Source organism: Enterobacter sp. NFIX59 (assembly GCF_900113755.1).
Taxonomy (GTDB): domain Bacteria; phylum Pseudomonadota; class Gammaproteobacteria; order Enterobacterales; family Enterobacteriaceae; genus Enterobacter; species Enterobacter pseudoroggenkampii.
The window spans coordinates 1404499-1424360 of the sequence record NZ_FOQN01000001.1; the positions used below are offsets into that span (position 1 = coordinate 1404499).

At 53.4% G+C, this 19862-nt stretch carries 20 protein-coding genes; 16 read left to right on the forward strand and 4 right to left on the reverse strand.

The genetic code is table 11. The annotated features are described in order from the left end of the window. The first annotated feature begins 172 nt into the window (after positions 1–172). The 14 genes from leuS (at position 173) to lipA (ending at position 15136) form a co-directional block, all read left to right on the forward strand. Positions 173–2755, forward strand: coding sequence for a leucine--tRNA ligase (gene leuS, locus BM007_RS06875; RefSeq protein WP_148769603.1), 2583 nt, complete (start codon positions 173–175; stop codon positions 2753–2755). 14 nt (positions 2756–2769) lie between these two features. Continuing rightward, positions 2770–3339, forward strand: a complete 570-nt coding sequence (gene lptE, locus BM007_RS06880) for an LPS assembly lipoprotein LptE (protein ID WP_024907019.1) — start codon at positions 2770–2772, stop codon at positions 3337–3339. Then, the gene (gene holA, locus BM007_RS06885; protein ID WP_024907018.1) at positions 3339–4370 is read left to right on the forward strand and encodes a DNA polymerase III subunit delta; all 1032 of its coding nucleotides are present in this window, start codon (positions 3339–3341) and stop codon (positions 4368–4370) included. The genes lptE and holA overlap by 1 nt, the downstream gene beginning before the upstream one ends. Then, complete coding sequence (gene nadD / locus BM007_RS06890; protein ID WP_024907017.1) at positions 4363–5028, forward strand: nicotinate-nucleotide adenylyltransferase; 666 nt, start codon at positions 4363–4365, stop codon at positions 5026–5028. The genes holA and nadD overlap by 8 nt, the downstream gene beginning before the upstream one ends. Positions 5029–5297: 269 nt before the next feature. Further along, complete coding sequence (rsfS, locus tag BM007_RS06895; RefSeq protein ID WP_023334893.1) at positions 5298–5615, forward strand: ribosome silencing factor; 318 nt, start codon at positions 5298–5300, stop codon at positions 5613–5615. 3 nt (positions 5616–5618) lie between these two features. Next, the gene (gene rlmH / locus BM007_RS06900) at positions 5619–6086 is read left to right on the forward strand and encodes a 23S rRNA (pseudouridine(1915)-N(3))-methyltransferase RlmH (RefSeq protein ID WP_003858701.1); all 468 of its coding nucleotides are present in this window, start codon (positions 5619–5621) and stop codon (positions 6084–6086) included. Between the two features lie 28 nt (positions 6087–6114). Beyond that, positions 6115–8016: a peptidoglycan DD-transpeptidase MrdA gene (mrdA, locus tag BM007_RS06905; RefSeq protein ID WP_032649564.1), complete on the forward strand. Its 1902-nt coding sequence runs from the start codon at positions 6115–6117 to the stop codon at positions 8014–8016. Positions 8017–8018: 2 nt separating this feature from the next. Then, on the forward strand, positions 8019–9131 hold the full coding sequence (mrdB, locus tag BM007_RS06910; protein WP_008501037.1) for a peptidoglycan glycosyltransferase MrdB: 1113 nt from the start codon (positions 8019–8021) through the stop codon (positions 9129–9131). 16 nt (positions 9132–9147) lie between these two features. Further along, positions 9148–10260 (forward strand): endolytic peptidoglycan transglycosylase RlpA, encoded by a 1113-nt coding sequence (gene rlpA / locus BM007_RS06915; protein ID WP_061715759.1) that lies wholly within the window; start codon positions 9148–9150, stop codon positions 10258–10260. Positions 10261–10399: 139 nt separating this feature from the next. After that, positions 10400–11611 (forward strand): D-alanyl-D-alanine carboxypeptidase DacA, encoded by a 1212-nt coding sequence (gene dacA / locus BM007_RS06920; RefSeq protein WP_014069323.1) that lies wholly within the window; start codon positions 10400–10402, stop codon positions 11609–11611. Between the two features lie 106 nt (positions 11612–11717). Next, positions 11718–11981, forward strand: coding sequence for a DUF493 family protein YbeD (gene ybeD / locus BM007_RS06925; protein ID WP_003858718.1), 264 nt, complete (start codon positions 11718–11720; stop codon positions 11979–11981). Between the two features lie 95 nt (positions 11982–12076). After that, complete coding sequence (gene lipB / locus BM007_RS06930) at positions 12077–12718, forward strand: lipoyl(octanoyl) transferase LipB (RefSeq protein WP_024907014.1); 642 nt, start codon at positions 12077–12079, stop codon at positions 12716–12718. A 291-nt stretch (positions 12719–13009) separates the two neighbouring features. Continuing rightward, positions 13010–13963, forward strand: coding sequence for a YbeF family transcriptional regulator (locus BM007_RS06935; RefSeq protein ID WP_024907013.1), 954 nt, complete (start codon positions 13010–13012; stop codon positions 13961–13963). 207 nt (positions 13964–14170) lie between these two features. Next, on the forward strand, positions 14171–15136 hold the full coding sequence (gene lipA / locus BM007_RS06940; RefSeq protein WP_024907012.1) for a lipoyl synthase: 966 nt from the start codon (positions 14171–14173) through the stop codon (positions 15134–15136). An 81-nt stretch (positions 15137–15217) separates the two neighbouring features. Here lipA and tatE read toward each other — a convergent pair whose 3' ends face one another. After that, positions 15218–15421: a twin-arginine translocase subunit TatE gene (gene tatE, locus BM007_RS06945; protein ID WP_023310742.1), complete on the reverse strand. Its 204-nt coding sequence runs from the start codon at positions 15419–15421 to the stop codon at positions 15218–15220. Between the two features lie 125 nt (positions 15422–15546). Next, positions 15547–16335, reverse strand: coding sequence for a deaminated glutathione amidase (locus BM007_RS06950; RefSeq protein ID WP_061715760.1), 789 nt, complete (start codon positions 16333–16335; stop codon positions 15547–15549). Positions 16336–16402: 67 nt separating this feature from the next. Between BM007_RS06950 and crcB the strand changes: the two genes are divergently transcribed. Beyond that, a complete protein-coding gene (gene crcB / locus BM007_RS06955) occupies positions 16403–16786 on the forward strand; it encodes a fluoride efflux transporter CrcB (RefSeq protein ID WP_024907010.1) in 384 nt (127 codons plus the stop codon). A gap of 219 nt (positions 16787–17005) precedes the next feature. Here crcB and cspE read toward each other — a convergent pair whose 3' ends face one another. Further along, on the reverse strand, positions 17006–17215 hold the full coding sequence (gene cspE, locus BM007_RS06960; protein ID WP_002439184.1) for a transcription antiterminator/RNA stability regulator CspE: 210 nt from the start codon (positions 17213–17215) through the stop codon (positions 17006–17008). A gap of 190 nt (positions 17216–17405) precedes the next feature. Then, positions 17406–18023 carry a lipid IV(A) palmitoyltransferase PagP gene (gene pagP, locus BM007_RS06965; RefSeq protein WP_080350496.1) on the reverse strand — a complete coding sequence of 206 codons (618 nt, stop codon included), beginning with the start codon at positions 18021–18023 and terminating at the stop codon, positions 17406–17408. Positions 18024–18415: 392 nt separating this feature from the next. Here pagP and dcuC point away from each other — a divergent pair, with 392 nt between their 5' ends. Beyond that, positions 18416–19783, forward strand: a complete 1368-nt coding sequence (dcuC, locus tag BM007_RS06970) for an anaerobic C4-dicarboxylate transporter DcuC (RefSeq protein ID WP_032649567.1) — start codon at positions 18416–18418, stop codon at positions 19781–19783. The last annotated feature ends 79 nt before the right edge of the window (positions 19784–19862 follow it).

Below are 19862 nucleotides of genomic sequence, written 5' to 3' on the forward strand. Positions count from 1 at the left end.
TTATTTCATCGCCGCTTTGTCAGGTGAAGCACAGACCCGGTAATTTCCTGCAAAGCGCATTTGTGCGAAAGGCTGTTTTGACGCGGGCGTTTGGGCTATGCTATGCGGATCTGAATGACCACATCCATTGGCTACATTTGTAGCTGTATTGAAAACAGGACCACTGGCTGCCATGCAAGAGCAATACCGCCCGGAAGAGATAGAATCAAAAGTCCAGCAACACTGGGACGAGAAGCGCACCTTTGAAGTAACCGAAGACGAGAGCAAAGAGAAGTATTACTGCCTGTCGATGCTTCCCTATCCTTCTGGTCGACTACACATGGGCCATGTGCGTAACTACACCATTGGCGATGTGATCGCACGTTACCAGCGTATGCTGGGCAAAAACGTTCTGCAGCCTATCGGCTGGGATGCGTTCGGTCTGCCTGCGGAAGGCGCGGCGGTCAAAAACAACACCGCACCGGCCCCGTGGACATACGACAACATCGCGTACATGAAAAACCAGCTCAAAATGCTGGGCTTTGGCTATGACTGGAGCCGCGAGCTGGCAACCTGTACCCCGGAATACTACCGCTGGGAGCAGAAGTTCTTCACCGAGCTGTACAAAAAAGGCCTGGTGTATAAGAAGACCTCTGCCGTTAACTGGTGTCCGAATGACCAGACCGTTCTCGCGAACGAACAGGTTATCGATGGCTGCTGCTGGCGCTGCGACACCAAAGTTGAGCGTAAAGAGATCCCACAGTGGTTTATCAAAATCACCGCTTACGCTGATGAGCTGCTGAACGATCTGGATAATCTGGACCACTGGCCAGATACCGTGAAGACCATGCAGCGCAACTGGATCGGCCGTTCTGAAGGTGTGGAGATTACCTTCAACGTTGAGAACTACGACCAGACTCTGACTGTCTACACCACCCGTCCGGACACCTTCATGGGCGCGACCTACCTGGCCGTGGCTGCAGGTCACCCGCTGGCGCAGAAAGCGGCAGAAAACAATCCGGAACTGGCTACCTTCATCGATGAGTGCCGCAACACCAAAGTGGCCGAAGCCGACATGGCGACGATGGAGAAAAAAGGCGTTGCGACAGGCTTCTATGCTAAGCATCCGCTGACTGGCGAAGCGATCCCGGTCTGGGCAGCGAACTTCGTGCTGATGGAGTACGGTACAGGTGCGGTAATGGCTGTTCCGGGCCACGATCAGCGCGACTACGAGTTTGCCACCAAATACAACCTGCCGATTAAAGCCGTTATTCTGGCCGCCGATGGTTCTGAACCAGACCTGTCCGAAAACGCGCTGACTGAAAAAGGCACCCTGTTCAACTCCGGTGAATTCAGCGGTCTGAGCTTCGAAGAAGGCTTCAACGCCATCGCCGATAAGCTGGCCTCCCTTGGCGTGGGTGAGCGTAAAGTTAACTTCCGTCTGCGCGACTGGGGCGTTTCCCGTCAGCGTTACTGGGGTGCGCCAATCCCGATGGTGACGCTGGAAGATGGCACCGTGATGCCAACGCCAGAAGATCAGCTGCCGGTGATCCTGCCGGAAGACGTCGTCATGGACGGCATCACCAGCCCGATCAAAGCCGATCCTGAGTGGGCAAAAACCACCGTCAACGGCCAGCCTGCGCTGCGTGAAACCGACACCTTTGACACCTTTATGGAGTCATCCTGGTACTATGCGCGCTACACCTGCCCGCAGTATCAGGAAGGTATGCTGGATTCCAAAGCGGCAAACTACTGGCTGCCGGTAGATATCTACATCGGTGGTATCGAACACGCCATCATGCACCTGCTCTACTTCCGCTTCTTCCACAAGCTGATGCGCGATGCTGGCATGGTGAACTCTGACGAACCTGCAAAACAGCTGCTGTGCCAGGGCATGGTGCTGGCGGATGCCTTCTATTACGTCGGTGCCAACGGCGAGCGTAACTGGGTTTCTCCGGTTGATGCGATCGTCGAGCGCGACGAGAAGGGCCGTATCGTGAAGGCAAAAGACGCCGAAGGTCATGAACTGGTCTACACCGGCATGAGCAAGATGTCCAAGTCTAAAAACAACGGTATCGATCCGCAGGTGATGGTTGAGCGTTACGGTGCGGATACCGTGCGTCTGTTCATGATGTTTGCCTCTCCGGCGGACATGACCCTGGAATGGCAGGAGTCGGGGGTTGAAGGCGCGAACCGCTTCCTGAAACGCGTCTGGAAACTGGTTTATGAACACACCGCCCTGGGCGATGCCCCGGCGCTGAATGCCGCCGCACTGACTGAAGATCAGCAGGCGCTGCGTCGCGATGTTCATAAAACGATTGCAAAAGTGACCGATGATATTGGTCGTCGTCAGACCTTCAATACCGCAATTGCGGCTATTATGGAACTGATGAACAAGCTGGCGAAGGCTTCGCAGGACGGCGAGCAGGATCGTGCTTTAATGCGTGAAGCGCTGCTGGCCGTTGTTCGCATGCTGAACCCGTTCACGCCGCACGTTAGCTTTACCCTGTGGCAGGAGCTGAAAGGCGAAGGCGATATCGACAACGCGCCGTGGCCGCAGGCTGACGAATCAGCGATGGTGGAAAACACGACGCTGGTCGTGGTCCAGGTGAACGGCAAAGTCCGCGGTAAAATTACCGTGGCGGTCGATGCAACCGAAGAACAGGTTCGCGAGCGCGCGGGCCAGGAACCTCTGGTCGCAAAATATCTTGAGGGCGTTACCGTACGTAAAGTGATCTACGTACCGGGTAAACTGCTCAATCTGGTCGTTGGCTAAGCGCGGGAGGAAACGTGCGACAACTGGCAACAATACTCTTATCACTGGCGGTGCTTGTCACCGCTGGCTGTGGCTGGCACCTGCGCAATACCACGGCGGTGCCCGCTGAGATGAAAACGATGATTTTCGACTCACCAGATCCGAATGGCCCACTCAGCCGGGCCATTCGTAATCAGCTGCGTCTCAACGGCGTAGAGATTGTCGAAAAACAAACCCTGCGCCAGGATGTACCGTCTCTGCGTGTTATAGGTGGCGGCCTGTCGAGAGATACAGCCTCTATCTTCCAGGATGGACGTACAGCTGAGTATCAGATGGTGTTGACGGTCGACGCGGCAGTCCTGATCCCCGGTAAAGACATCTACCCGATCAGCACGAAAGTATACCGTTCGTTCTTCGATAACCCGCAGACAGCGCTGGCAAAAGATGCCGAACAGCAGATTATCATCAACGAAATGTACGACAAGGCAGCGGAACAGCTGATCCGTAAACTGCCAAGTATTGCAGCGTCAACTAAACAAGGATCTGACATCGTTGAAAAACCGGTTGCTGGCACGCTTCCTGCTGCTAACTCTCTGGGTAAATGATGATCAGGCTGTATCCTGAACAACTCCGCGCGCAGCTCAATGAAGGGCTGCGCGCGGCGTATCTGCTTCTTGGAAACGATCCGTTATTACTTCAGGAAAGCCAGGATGCCGTGCGGCATGCCGCCGCCGCGCAGGGCTTCGATGAACACCACACCGTCCAATTGGACAACAACACCGACTGGAACGCCCTCTTCTCGCTTTGTCAGGCGATGAGCCTTTTCGCCTCGCGCCAGACTATTCAGATCCTGCTGCCGGAAAATGGTCCTAACGCGGCCATGAACGAGCAGCTCGCTACGCTGGTCAGCCTGTTACACAGCGATCTGCTCTTTATTGTGCGTGGCAACAAGCTTACCAAAGCCCAGGAAAACGCGGCGTGGTTTACCCAGATCGCAGCCCACGCGGTGCAGGTCACCTGTCAGACGCCTGAGCAGGCGCATCTGCCCAAATGGGTGTCAGCGAGAGCGAAGCAGAACAACCTTCAACTGGATGATGCGGCGAATCAACTGTTGTGCTACTGCTATGAAGGTAACCTGCTGGCCCTGGCGCAGGCGCTTGACAGACTCTCCCTGCTCTGGCCGGATGGCAAGCTGACCTTGCCGCGCGTCGAGCAGGCCGTTAACGACGCGGCGCACTTCACGCCGTTCCACTGGGTGGACGCGCTACTGTCGGCAAAAAGCAAACGCGCCCTGCATATTCTGCAACAGCTGCGTCTTGAAGGGAGCGAACCCGTTATTCTGCTGCGTACGCTTCAGCGCGAATTACTGCTGCTGATTACGCTCAAGCGTCAGTCTGCCCATACGCCGCTGCGTTCGCTGTTTGATAAACACCGCGTGTGGCAAAATCGCCGGGCTTTGACCACCGAGGCCGTCAACCGCCTGAGTCATGAACAGCTTCGTCAGGCTGTACAGCTTCTGATGCGCGCTGAGCTCACGTTAAAACAAGATTACGGCCAGTCAGTCTGGGCGGAGCTGGAAAGCCTTTCTCTGCTGCTCTGCCACAAGGCGCTGGCAGACGTTTTTATTGATGGATAGTATGCACTCTTTACAGGCCCTGTATGGCGGCACCTTCGACCCGGTACATTACGGGCATCTGAAGCCGGTTGAAATTCTGGCGAATTTGATCGGCCTTCAGCGCGTCACCATCATGCCCAATAATGTTCCGCCCCATCGTCCACAGCCGGAGGCGACCAGCGAGCAGCGAAAAGCGATGCTCGCCCTTGCCATCGAAGATAAACCGCTCTTCCAACTTGATGAGCGTGAGCTGCGTCGCGACACGCCCTCCTGGACGTCACAGACGCTTCAGGAGTGGCGCACAGAACAGGGTCCAGACCAGCCGCTGGCGTTTATCATCGGCCAGGATTCCCTGCTGAATTTACCCACATGGCATCAGTATGAAACCATCCTGGAGAACAGCCATCTGCTCGTCTGCCGCCGCCCTGGCTATCCTCTGACCATGCGAGAAGCGCAGTACCAGCAGTGGCTGGAAGATCATCTCACCGATAATGTTGAAGATCTTCACAATCGGCCTGCCGGGAAGATCTATCTGGCGGAAACGCCGTGGTTCGATATCTCTGCAACCCTCATACGTGAGCGTTTACAGCAGGGTTTAACCTGTGACGATCTACTGCCAGCCCCGGTGCTGGCGTATATCCATACGCACGGGTTGTATCAGAAAAGCGCAGATGAATAGCCGGAGGGCATAAAAAGCGGCTTATTGTTTATCCTGCCTTGACAGGTTAAGCCATACTGTTATTCTCCGCTGCCAGACTTTCCCGCCGATCATTGCTTTACAGAAATTGTTTTACAAAAATGGCGATGCAATCTCAGGCAGAGGGTGGGATGATACCCGCCTTCAAAAGCCCGGTCGGAGACATTTGTCCCGACACAGGCGTGAGTTCAGGTATACTGTCTGGCTACGAATTCAACGTTTTACAATCTCATTCACCCCAGGGGGAAAACTTGCAGGGTAAAGCACTCCAGGATTTTGTTATTGACAAAATTGATGACCTGAAAGGTCAGGACATCATCGCTATCGACGTTAAGGGTAAATCCAGTATTACCGACTGCATGATCATCTGCACCGGTACATCTACGCGTCATGTTGTTTCGATTGCCGATCACGTGGTTCAGGAATCGCGTGCAGCAGGACTGTTGCCACTGGGTGTTGAAGGTGAAGCAACGGCTGACTGGGTGGTTGTCGACCTCGGCGATGTGATTGTCCACGTCATGCAGGACGAGAGCCGTCGCCTGTATGAGCTGGAAAAACTCTGGGGTTAATGCGTGAAGTTGCAGCTGGTCGCCGTCGGCACCAAAATGCCGGACTGGGTACAAACCGGTTTTACTGAATATCTGCGTCGTTTTCCAAAAGACATGCCGTTCGAACTGGTGGAAATTCCCGCCGGTAAGCGCGGCAAGAACGCGGATATCAAACGTATTCTCGATAAAGAGGGCGAACTGATGCTGGCTGCCGCAGGCAAAAACCGCATCGTCACCCTCGATATTCCAGGAAAACCCTGGGATACGCCGCAGCTGGCGCACGAACTGGAGCGCTGGAAGCAGGATGGCCGTGACGTCAGTCTGTTGATTGGCGGTCCAGAAGGGTTATCCCCCGCCTGCAAAGCGGCGGCTGAACAAAGTTGGTCCCTCTCCGCGCTGACACTTCCCCACCCGCTCGTTCGGGTACTGGTGGCAGAAAGCCTGTATCGCGCGTGGAGCATTACTACCAACCACCCCTATCACCGCGAGTAATGACTGACCAGGGTAGATTAAGCAGCGGATGAAACTACAGAATTCTTTTCGCGACTATACGGCTGAGTCCGCGCTGTTTGTGCGCCGGGCGCTGGTCGCCTTTACCGGGATTTTGCTGCTTACCGGCGTGCTGATCGCCAACCTTTATAATCTGCAAATTGTCCGCTTTACCGACTACCAGACGCGCTCAAACGAAAACCGTATCAAGCTGGTGCCTATCGCTCCCAGCCGCGGCATTATTTACGATCGTAACGGCACGCCGCTGGCGTTAAACCGCACCATCTATCAAATCGAGATGATGCCGGAAAAAGTTGATAATGTTCAGGATACGCTGGAAGCGCTGAAAAGCGTTGTCGACCTTAACGATGACGATATCGCGGCCTTCAAAAAAGAGCGCTCCCGCTCTCACCGTTTCACCTCCATCCCGGTTAAAACCAACCTGACGGAAGTCCAGGTAGCCCGCTTTGCGGTAAACCAGTACCGCTTCCCCGGCGTTGAAGTGAAGGGTTACAAGCGTCGCTACTACCCCTACGGCTCCGCGCTGACGCATGTGATTGGCTACGTCTCCAAGATTAACGACAAAGACGTCGACCGCCTTGATAAAGACGGCAAGCTGGCAAACTACGCTGCAACACACGATATCGGTAAGCTGGGGATCGAACGTTACTACGAAGACGTTTTGCACGGGCAAACCGGCTATGAAGAAGTTGAGGTTAACAACCGCGGCCGCGTGATTCGCCAGCTGAAAGAAGTCCCTCCTCAGGCGGGGCATGACGTCTATCTGACCCTCGACCTTAAGCTGCAGCAGTATATCGAAACCCTGCTGGCGGGCAGCCGTGCAGCCGTTGTGGTCACCGATCCTCGTACCGGCGGCATTCTGGCAATGGTGTCTATGCCCAGCTATGACCCGAACCTGTTCGTTGACGGCATTTCCAGTAAGGACTATTCCGGTCTTCTGAATGACCCGAACACGCCGCTGGTGAACCGCGCGACGCAAGGGGTTTATCCGCCGGCATCAACGGTTAAGCCGTACGTGGCGGTTTCTGCGCTGAGTGCCGGCGTCATTAACCGTAATACCAGTCTGTTTGACCCGGGCTGGTGGCAACTGCCTGGTTCAGATAAACGCTATCGTGACTGGAAAAAATGGGGCCACGGTCATCTGAACGTCACCAAATCGCTGGAAGAATCTGCGGATACCTTCTTCTATCAGGTGGCGTATGACATGGGGATCGACCGCCTGTCAGAGTGGATGAGCAAATTCGGATACGGGCATTACACCGGCGTTGACCTTTCCGAAGAACGTTCTGGCAACATGCCAACGCGTGAATGGAAGCTGAAGCGCTTTAAAAAACCGTGGTATCAGGGTGACACCATTCCGGTGGGTATCGGCCAGGGCTACTGGACGGCAACACCGCTTCAGATGAACAAGGCCATGATGATCCTCATCAATGACGGCGTGGTAAAAGTGCCTCATCTGCTACAGAGCACGGTTGAAGACGGCAAAAAAGTGCCGTGGAACCAGCCGCATGAGGCGCCGGTGGGTGACATTCATTCCGGCTTCTGGGAAATTGCGAAAGACGGTATGTACGGCGTGGCAAACCGCCCCAACGGTACCGCGCATAAGTACTTCACCGGTACGCCGTACAAAGTGGCCGCGAAATCCGGTACTGCGCAGGTGTTCGGTCTGAAAGCCAACGAAACCTATAATGCGCACCGCATTGCTGAACGTCTGCGTGACCATAAGCTGATGACGGCGTTTGCCCCTTATGATAACCCGCAGGTCGCGGTGGCGATGATTCTGGAGAACGGCGGTGCCGGTCCAGCTGTAGGGACCATCATGCGCCAGATCCTTGACCACATTATGCTGGGTGATAACAACACCGAACTGCCGGCTGAAAACCCGGCCGCCGCTGCGGCGGAGGACCAATAATCATGACGGATAATCCAAATAAAAAATCGCTGTGGGACAAAATCCACATCGACCCAGCCATGCTGCTGATCCTGCTGGCCCTGCTGGTTTACAGCGCCCTGGTTATCTGGAGCGCGAGCGGCCAGGACATCGGCATGATGGAGCGCAAAATTGGCCAGATTGCCATGGGTCTGATCATTATGGTGGTGATGGCGCAGATCCCGCCGCGCGTCTACGAAGGCTGGGCGCCCTACCTCTACATCTTCTGTATTATTTTGCTGGTTGCGGTAGATGCGTTTGGCGCCATATCAAAAGGGGCGCAGCGCTGGCTGGATTTGGGGATTGTCCGCTTCCAGCCCTCGGAGATTGCCAAAATCGCCGTGCCACTGATGGTGGCACGCTTTATCAACCGCGATGTCTGTCCGCCGTCTCTGAAGAATACCGCTATCGCGCTGGTGCTGATTTTCCTGCCAACGCTGCTGGTTGCGGCACAGCCTGACCTGGGGACCTCAATCCTTATTGCCCTCTCCGGCCTGTTTGTCCTGTTCCTGTCGGGACTGAGCTGGCGCCTGATTGGTATCGCGGTGGTGCTGATTGCGGCGTTCATCCCTATCCTCTGGTTCTTCCTGATGCATGACTACCAGCGCCAGCGCGTCATGATGCTACTCGATCCGGAAACCGATCCGCTGGGCGCGGGCTATCATATTATTCAGTCGAAGATTGCAATTGGCTCCGGGGGCCTGCGCGGTAAAGGCTGGCTGCACGGTACGCAGTCGCAGCTGGAATTTTTACCGGAACGCCACACCGATTTTATCTTTGCCGTACTGGCGGAAGAGCTGGGGCTGGTTGGCATTCTGATACTTCTTGCGCTGTATGTCCTGCTGATCATGCGGGGATTGTGGATTGCAGCGCGTGCACAAACCACGTTTGGTCGCGTCATGGCTGGCGGGTTGATGCTGATTTTATTCGTTTATGTCTTCGTAAATATTGGTATGGTGAGTGGTATTCTGCCGGTGGTAGGCGTACCGCTGCCGCTGGTGAGTTACGGAGGCTCGGCACTGATCGTGTTGATGGCCGGGTTTGGTATCGTGATGTCGATCCATACCCACAGAAAAATGTTGTCAAAAAGCGTATAAAAATAAGGGGATCGGAATGCGTAAGCAGTGGCTGGGGATCTGCATCGCGGCAAGTTTACTTGCGGCCTGCACAAGTGATGATGGTCAGCAACAGGCAACCGTCGCGCCGCCGCAGCCTGCGGTGTGTAATGGCCCGATCGTTGAAATCAGCGGTGCCGATCCCGTTTATGAACCGCTGAATGCCAGTGCCAATCAGGATTACGAGCGCGACGGCAAAAGCTATAAAATTGTTCAGGATCCTTCCCGTTTCAGTCAGGCAGGCTTTGCCGCCATTTATGATGCCGAGCCAGGCAGTAACCTGACGGCTTCCGGGGAGGCGTTCGACCCAATGCAACTGACGGCGGCACACCCAACGCTGCCGATTCCGAGCTACGCCCGTATCACCAACCTGGCGAATGGCCGCATGATTGTCGTGCGTATCAACGATCGCGGCCCGTACGGGAATGACCGGGTGATCTCCCTCTCGCGCGCGTCTGCCGATCGCCTGAACACCTCGAACAACACCAAAGTTCGTATTGACCCGATTATCGTCGCGCAGGATGGTTCGCTCTCCGGACCGGGTACCGCGTGTACAACAGTGGCGAAACAGACCTATGCCCTTCCTGACCGCCCAAATCTTGACGGCGGAATGGGAAGCGTCTCGTCTCCGGCAGAGCCTGCTCAGCCGGGAGGAGAAATACGCCCGATCAGCAATGACACGCTGCAAAGCGAGGATGCTACCGGCGCACCGGTAAAGAGTAGCGGCTTTCTTGGCGCACCGACGACCTTAGCCGCGGGCGTGCTGGAAGGCAGTGAACCCACTCCAGCCCCTGCTCCCGTCGCTGCGCCAGCGACCCAGCCGGCTCCCGTAACGGCACCAGCGGCCACGCAAAGTGCGGCGGTGGCAGCTCCAGCAGCGGCCAGCGGAAACTATGTGGTTCAGGTAGGCGCAGTGAGCGATCAGGCCCGGGCCAAACAGTATCAACAGCGTCTGAGCCAGCAGTTTGGCGTACCAGGACGCGTTGAGCAGAACGGCACGGTCTGGCGCATTCAGATGGGGCCGTTTGCCAGCAAATCGCAGGCAGCCTCCCTACAGCAGCGTCTGCAGAATGAAGCTCAACTTCAGTCATTTATCGCTGTTGCGAAGTAATTAACCGGCGGTATCCGAATTGTCAGTTAGTGTAAAACACATTCACAAACTCATGCTTAAAGTCGGATGCCTGCCTGAATAGCATTTGCTATAGTAAGGCACTTTTTTTAATTCCATCACGGATGTCGTAGTTCTGACCATGAAGACCACTTTTTCTGCTCGTTTTGTGCAGCGCATGGCGCTGACCACGGCCCTTTGCGCGGCTGCTCTTTCTGCAGCTCACGCCGATGACCTGAATATCAAGACCATGATCCCTGGCGTTCCGCAAATCGATGCGGAATCCTACATCCTGATCGATTACAACTCTGGCAAAGTGCTGGCAGAACAGAATGCCGATGCCCGCCGTGATCCGGCCAGCCTGACCAAAATGATGACCAGCTACGTTATCGGCCAGGCGATGAAGGCAGGTAAATTCAAAGAATCGGATCTGGTCACCATCGGTAACGATGCGTGGGCAACCGGGAACCCTGTCTTCAAAGGTTCCTCTCTGATGTTCCTGAAGCCGGGTATGCAGGTTCCTGTTTCCCAGCTGATTCGTGGTATCAACCTGCAGTCGGGTAACGATGCCTGCGTGGCGATGGCCGATTTCGCCGCCGGTAGCCAGGATGCCTTCGTGGGTCTGATGAACAGCTACGTTACCGCGCTGGGTCTGAAAAACAGCCACTTCCAGACCGTACACGGCCTGGACGCAGACGGTCAGTACAGCTCCGCACGTGATATGGCCCTGATTGGTCAGGCGCTGATCCGCGATGTCCCTAACGAATACTCTATCTACAAAGAAAAAGAGTTTACCTTCAACGGTATTCGTCAGACCAACCGTAACGGCCTGCTGTGGGATAACAGCCTGAACGTTGACGGCATTAAAACTGGCCACACCGACAAAGCGGGCTACAACCTGGTGGCCTCTGCTACTGAAGGTCAGATGCGTCTGATCTCTGCCGTGATGGGCGGCCGCACCTTTAAAGGTCGTGAGACAGAAAGCAAGAAGCTGCTGACCTGGGGCTTCCGTTTCTTCGAAACCGTGAATCCACTGAAAGCAGGCAAAGAGTTTGCGTCTGAACCCGTCTGGTTCGGCGACAACGACCGTGCTTCTCTCGGCGTTGATAAAGACCTCTACCTGACCATTCCGCGCGGTCGTATGAAGGATCTGAAAGCCAGCTACGTGCTGAACAGCACCGAGCTGCACGCTCCACTGCAGAAAAACCAGGTTGTAGGCACGATCAACTTCCAGCTGGATGGAAAAACGATCGATCAGCGTCCGCTGGTTGTCCTGCAAGAAATTCCTGAAGGCAATTTCTTCGGCAAAATCATTGATTACATTAAATTGATGTTCCACCACTGGTTTGGTTAAAAATCGAACACTTGAAAGTGTGATTTTGATCCCCATATACTAAGTATCCTGATAACTCCCACCTGACGTGGGAGTTATTATTTTTTGACGTTACGCCGGAGCTGACATGAAAACCAAACTTAACGAACTGCTTGAATTCCCTACCCCATTTACCTACAAAGTAATGGGTCTGGCGAAACCTGAGCTGGTTGATCAGGTGGTTGAAGTGGTACAGCGCCATGCGCCGGGTGACTACTCTCCGTCAGTAAAACCAAGCAGCAAGGGCAACTACCACTCGGTTTCTATCACCATCACTGCGACACACATTGAGCAGGTTGAGACGCTGTACGAAGAGCTCGGCAATATCGAAATCGTTCGTATGGTACTGTAGTCCCTTTGCGGTTACCCGGTTTGCCGGGTAACCCTTCTCCCCGCTGTGATATACTCCCCCCACACCTTTTGTCCCTCGTCTTCGGAGACGCAGTTTTGTATCAGGATAAAATTCTGGTCCGTCACCTCGGGCTGCAACCTTATGAGCCTGTCTCCCAGGCCATGCATGACTTCACCGATTCACGCGATGACAGCACCCCAGATGAAATCTGGCTGGTCGAACACCTGCCGGTATTTACGCAGGGTCAGGCGGGTAAAGCAGAACATCTATTAATGACGGGAGATATCCCGGTTATTCAGAGCGATCGCGGCGGTCAGGTCACGTACCATGGGCCCGGGCAGCAGGTGATGTACGTCCTGCTCAATCTGAAGCGCAGAAAGCTGGGCGTGCGTGAACTGGTCACTTTACTGGAACAAACCGTCGTCAACACGCTGGCGGAATATGGTATTGACGCGCATCCGCGTGCCGATGCGCCGGGCGTTTACGTTGGGGAAATGAAGATCTGCTCCCTGGGGCTGCGTATTCGAAAAGGCTGCTCATTCCATGGCCTGGCATTGAATATTAATATGGATCTCGCGCCGTTCCAGCGCATAAACCCCTGCGGCTACGCCGGCATGGAAATGACGCAAATGCGCCAGTGGGTAGAAGCCGCTACGCCCGAACATATTCGTCCCGTGCTTTTGAAGAACGTGTTAGCGCTACTTAACAATCCCCCACACGAATATATCCCTGCTTAATATATCGTACAACAGGGCTCGATAATTTGACGGGCCACTGTTTATTTACCGCTTTTGCACTTTACAATAATCCACAGATTCTATATTTTCGAAGCGCCCGAATATTACCGCTACATATTATTTAGCCTCCAGAAAGCTCGGCAAACACGGCATAAGTAACGTGAGCAATTATCACACAACTGTTTGCTTTTGATAAACAAGTGATACAAAACCAACACTTTACGAATCTCTACAAGCATAATAAATAAATTCAACTATCATTCATATTGTGAATGTATACGGGGTGAAAGCGTGGAGTATAATAATTTACCAGCCAAACGACTGAATGAACCTGGTGGCGAAGACAAGCCGCAAATTTTTCGGACTTTACGTAATATTGATCTCAATTTACTGACTATTTTTGAGGCAGTATATGTCCATAAAGGTATCGTTAACGCTGCGAAAATTCTTAATCTCACGCCATCAGCAATAAGTCAGTCAATCCAAAAGCTACGCGCTATATTTCCTGACCCGTTATTTATCCGTAAGGGCCAGGGGGTAACGCCGACGGCTTACGCCACGCATCTCCACGAGTACATCAGCCAGGGGCTGGAGTCGATTCTGGGCGCACTGGATTTAACCGGGAGCTATGATAAGCAGAGAACCATCACCATCGGCTGTTCCCCTTCTGTGGGTGTGCTGGTGATGCCGGCGATCTTCCAGGCCGTGAAAGAGCATGCTCCGCAGCTCCTGCTTCGTAATGTGCCGCTCAATGAACCTGACATTCAGCTTGCCCAGTTCCAGACGGACCTGATTATTGAAAGCGGCAGCTTCAGTGCCAGAGCGCTGGGTCAAAATGTGCTCTATTCGGATAACCTGGTGCTGGTTTGCCGGCAGCAGCATCCGGTTCTCAGCGAACCGCTGACCATCGAAAACCTGCGCAACTACGACCACTCGTCTTTCATGACCGAAGGGCAGTCTAACCACGCCCTTCGTCAGCGTATTGATGAAATTTTCCCGGAACGTCAGATCAGCTTCAGCAGTTACAATATGTTTACCACCGCATCGCTGATCGGCAGCAGCGATATGCTGTGCGTTATGCCATCGCGCCTGTACAGCCTGCTACAAAAATGCTGGCCACTGGAGAGCATTCCACTCAGTCAGCTTAATGCGGAATCAATCGAGATTTCACTGCATTACAACAAGCTGAGTTTACGCGACCCGGTTCTGGAAAACGTCATCCGCATTATCCGTCAGGCCTTCTGACAGGTTTAGCCAGCACAAGACCCTGCACCAGGCAGGGCGAAAGGCACAAAACAACAACTATTTTACAAATTGGCGATCTGGCAGGCTGCTTTAACGACCGTTTCAATGATATACTGCCTGTCGTTCGTTCAAAAATAGTTGATAAATACAACATTCCCTTGAATTGAAACGCTTTCCTTCGATATTCGCAACTGGAACACGCACGCTATGAGTAAACCCATTGTGATGGAACGCGGTGTTAAATACCGCGATGCCGATAAAATGGCCCTTATCCCGGTTAAAAACGTGGCTACAGAGCGCGAGGCGCTGTTAAGAAAACCGGAATGGATGAAAATCAAACTTCCGGCCGACTCTTCGCGTATCCAGGGGATCAAAGCGGCGATGCGCAAGAATGGCCTTCACTCCGTGTGTGAAGAAGCCTCTTGTCCGAACCTTGCTGAATGTTTCAATCACGGTACCGCGACGTTTATGATTCTGGGTGCTATCTGTACCCGCCGCTGCCCGTTCTGCGATGTTGCTCATGGCCGTCCAGTCGCACCTGATGCTAACGAACCCCAGAAACTGGCGCAGACCATTGCTGACATGGCGCTGCGCTATGTGGTTATCACCTCCGTTGACCGTGACGATCTGCGTGACGGTGGTGCTCAGCACTTCGCCGACTGTATTACGGCCATTCGCGAGAAAAGCCCTAACATCAAAATCGAGACGCTGGTGCCTGACTTCCGTGGCCGTATGGACCGCGCGCTGGATATCCTGACAGCAACGCCGCCAGATGTGTTTAACCACAACCTGGAGAACGTGCCGCGTCTCTACCGTCAGGTCCGCCCGGGTGCTGACTATAACTGGTCTCTGAAACTGCTGGAGCGTTTCAAAGAAGCGCATCCGCATATTCCGACCAAGTCTGGTCTGATGGTGGGGCTGGGTGAAACCAATGAGGAAATCATTGAGGTGATGCGTGATCTTCGCCGCCACGGTGTGACCATGTTGACCCTGGGGCAGTATCTGCAGCCAAGCCGTCACCACCTGCCGGTACAGCGCTACGTTAGCCCGGACGAGTTCGATGAAATGAAAGCCGAAGCGATGGCGATGGGCTTCACCCACGCAGCCTGCGGCCCGTTCGTTCGCTCCTCATACCATGCCGATATGCAGGCAAAAGGCGAAGAAGTTAAATAATGCTGTAATATTCTTTTACAGTAATACAAAAAAACCGGCCTCATGAGCCGGTTTTTTTTCGCAAGCCCTCAGGCGTTGCTGTCACTCTTTGTGAGAAAGCTTGTCTGCCGGGACGTCATCCTCGGCGCTTTTCTTCGCCGCTGCATCATCGTCGTTCATCGCTTTCTTAAAGCCTTTGATGGCAGCCCCCAGGTCACCACCCAGCGTGCGTAACTTCTTGGTACCAAACAGCAGGACGACCAGTGCGGCAACCACCAGCAGTTTGGTAATACTAATCTCACCCATAGATACCTTCTTTACTTAAAACAGGCTGCATTCAGCGCCAAAACCTGATTGTATTAACGGTCATTTAGCGCGTGCACACAATAGCAATCTGTAACAAGGTGAATCAAGCATTGTTGAAAAAAACATCACAATAATTGCGGTGGCGCAAACCGACGATTGCGAAGAACAGGTAGTTGCTGACGTGCAAGCGTAATTCTCTCTAAGTTTAGCTCCGCCACCAGCAAATGCGGGGCTTCAGCGGCGGCGGCGATCGTCACCCCCAGCGGATCGACCACCCTGCTTTGCCCGATGTTTTTCGTGCCACATTCCCCTGCGGCAACCACATAGCAGGTTGTATCCAGCGCACGCGCCGCAAGCAGCGTTGCCCAGTGGTGCTCTTTTAACTGCCCGCGAACCCACGCGGCAGGGAGTACCAGTACGTCCGCACCCTGCAGCGCCAGATGGAGCGCCAGCTCGGGAAAACGCAGGTCATAGCAGGTCATCAACCCGATCTTAAATCCGTCAATCTCCAGAAGCGGTGGGATACTGTCTCCGGGGTCAACGCGCCGCGACTCCTGAATGCTGAACGCATCATAGAGATGCAGCTTGGCGTAGCGTGCGACAATGGCCCCGCCACGGATAGCCACAAGCGTATTGACTGCGCGACCCGGCGTTGAGGGGACATGGATCGTTAAGATCGTCGTCATCGTATTGCCCACGCTCTGGGCGAGCAGTTGCTGCAAGAATTCGCCGTCCAGCGACTGCGCGGACTTCACCGATAAATCCGGATCATTATCATCCCTGGCCAGCAGCGCTTCAGGGAGAACCAGCAGCGACGCGCCTTTCTGCCGGGCCTGCAGCATCAGGTTGACGCATGTTATCGCGTTCGCCTGCCAGTCAGGCGTGACCGCAAATTGCCCTACCGCAACATACATATTTGTCCCCTCATCATAAACGGCGTTAAACTCGCTTCTCTTACACATCAAATAGCAGGTATTTAGCGTGTTACAACTACTTTTAGCCGTTTTTATTGGTGGGGGAACGGGTAGCGTTGCGCGATGGTTTCTGAGTATGCGGTTTAATCCTCTTCATCAGGCGATTCCTATGGGGACACTGGCCGCTAACCTGATTGGTGCCTTTATCATTGGCATGGGTCTGGCCTGGTTTAACCGAATGACGCACATCGACCCGATGTGGAAAGTCCTGATTACGACGGGTTTCTGCGGCGGGTTAACCACCTTCTCGACGTTCTCCGCAGAAGTCGTGTTTCTCTTTCAGGAAGGCCGTATCGGCTGGGCACTGGCGAACATCGCGATTAACATGCTCGGCTCGTTTGCGATGACGGGGATCGCATTTTGGCTCTTTTCCTCCGCAAGCACGCATTAACCGTCGAACCGTTAATGTTGGCTTAATTTTTCTCTGTCACTCTGAATGCAGAACTGAACGAGGGTGACAGAATGAAACAGAGTCTGATGAGCGCAGGCATGGTGTTGTTAAGCGTGCTGATCGTTGCCAGCTTCCTGAAAATGTATCTGCTTGGCTGATTCAAAACGAAAAAAACCCGCTCAGGGAGCGGGTTTTGAAATTCTTGCTGACGCGTCTGAATTACAGAGCGATTACGTTAGCAGCAGAAGGGCCTTTGGCACCGTTAGTGATTTCGAACTCTACACGCTGACCTTCAGCCAGAGTTTTGAAACCATTAGACTGGATTGCAGAGAAGTGTACGAACACGTCTTTGCTGCCATCTTCAGGAGTAATGAAACCGAATCCTTTGGACTCATTAAACCACTTAACGTTACCTTTAATCTTAGACATCAAAATTACCTTTACATTAAAAAACGACACAAATGCTGTGTCGGTTACCAGTACATCAATTGTGGGACCTTTTGTCCAGCGGATCTTTGATAAAAAGTGACTAAAGTCGCGTTAATTTTCACTGGCAGATTTTTATCGTTTATGAATCAACGCCTGCGCGTTTTTTCACCGCAATGTAACGTTTTGTCAGTTAAAACTGAAAACGCATCCAGGCGAAGTAAACGTTTCCGTTGTTGTACGTACCCGGGATGTAGGTCATCTGGAACGTTGCGGGGCCATAGCCAATAGAGGCCAAAGGCAGCAGCACCGGGATCGGGATGTAGTTCCAGTTGTCACGTGCAGTGACCCCGGCGGTATAGCCCAAACCGACGTGGAAGTTCTCGTCCGCTAGCGGACGCCAGGTTTTCTCCCAACCATACCCCCCAATCGGCTCCCATTTATTAAACGAGTCTTTGAAGGCCATCAGATAGATGCCATGCCAGTTTCCCTTTTCGTCCCAGCGAGACTGACCAAAACCCGCGCCCCACGGACGCTCGTTGTATTTATCGGTTTTCTCTTTGTCATAAGCAAAACGCGCATGCCACGTTATTGCCGGAACATAGAGATCATAATGTTCAGGAGCCGTCCAGGTCTGGGAAACATTATCCGTAAAGGTGGAGAACCAGCCTTTGTCCGTCGCGTTGCCTTCTGCCTGTGCAACAGAAGAAAACGTTAACTGCCCAAAAATAAACAACAAAACAGAGAAAAATGTATTACGTACGATCACAATGCAATTACCATTCTTAGTATTCGAGGCAAAGTTTACCATAAAATAGTTGAATCAAGGCTTAACGGCATCGGCGTTATTCCTAATTATTCGGCCATTTTCCGGGAATATTCTTAAAGAAATCGGGGGATATGCTCAAATAAGCCTACAAGAGGTGTGACTTTTTCCATTTAGCGTTCGTAATCAGTGACATGCAAAACCGCACAAAACATTAACAATTTGTTATCATTATTGGGACACATTGCGCCATTTCTGATGGTCAAGACCCTCATGGTATAAATGTATGGGCCATGGCAAAAACACGCTTGTTCTGTTCTCTAGTCGTCTGTTTATTGATTTTAATCAGCAAGAACAGGCCAATTATTCGGCACATTTCCATCCTTCTTTTTTATTGATTTTTTGTGCTCCACTGCAGCAGAGATACAGGGGAAATCATGCTTACGTTATTCGAGCTCCTTATTGGAGTCGTCGTCATTGTCGGCGTCGCGCGCTACATCATTAAAGGCTACTCGGCCACGGGCGTATTATTTGTTGGCGGTTTAACGCTGTTGATTATCAGCGCACTGATGGGGCACCAGGTGTTACCTGCCAGCGCCACGAGCACCGGTTACACCGCTACAGATATTGTTGAATACATTAAAATATTGCTCATGAGCCGCGGCGGCGATCTGGGCATGATGATCATGATGCTGTGTGGTTTTGCGGCCTACATGACCCACATCGGCGCCAACGACATGGTCGTTAAACTTGCCTCCAAACCCCTGCAGTACATTAACTCGCCGTATCTGCTGATGGTCGCCGCCTATTTCCTCGCCTGCCTGATGTCGCTGGCCGTTTCGTCGGCTACCGGACTTGGCGTACTGCTGATGGCCACACTGTTCCCGGTCATGGTGAACGTCGGTATCAGCCGCGGCGCGGCAGCAGCCATTTGCGCGTCTCCGGCAGCGATTATTCTTTCCCCTACCTCCGGCGACGTCGTGCTGGCGGCAAAGGCAGCGGAGATGTCGCTCATCGACTTCGCCTTTAAAACCACGCTGCCGATCTCCATTGTTGCCATTGTCGGCATGGGTATCGCGCATTTCTTCTGGCAGCGCTATCTCGATAAGAAAGAAAACATCAGCCATGAAATGATGGACGTGAGTGAAATCACCACTACCGCTCCCGCGTTTTATGCCATTCTGCCCTTCACGCCGATTATCGGGGTGCTGATTTTTGACGGCAAATGGGGTCCGCAGCTGCACATCATCACCATTCTGGTTATCTGCATGCTGCTGGCTGCCGTGCTGGAATTTGTGCGTGGTTTTAACACGCAAAAGGTGTTCTCGGGTCTGGAAGTTGCCTATCGCGGTATGGCGGATGCCTTCGCTGGCGTGGTGATGCTGCTGGTGGCAGCGGGCGTTTTTGCCCAGGGTCTGAGCACCATCGGCTTTATCCAGAGCCTGATCTCGATCGCCACCTCGTTCGGATCGGCCAGTATTATCCTGATGCTGGTTCTGGTGGTGCTCACCATGCTGGCGGCGATGACCACGGGTTCCGGTAATGCGCCTTTCTACGCTTTCGTTGAGATGATCCCGAAACTGGCTCACTCCTCTGGTATTAACCCGGCCTATCTCTCCATACCCATGCTGCAAGCGTCAAACCTGGGCCGTACCATCTCCCCGGTATCAGGCGTGGTTGTCGCCGTTGCCGGGATGGCGAAAATCTCACCATTCGAAGTGGTAAAACGTACCTCAGTGCCCGTTATGGTTGGCCTGATTATCGTGATTATCGCCACGGAAGTGCTGGTTCCCGGCGCGGCCTAAGCTAAATTAGGGATATCCAAAAAGCGCCTGCGGGCGCTTTTTATGCTTTAATAACCCTCAGAAATTAATCACGCTCATT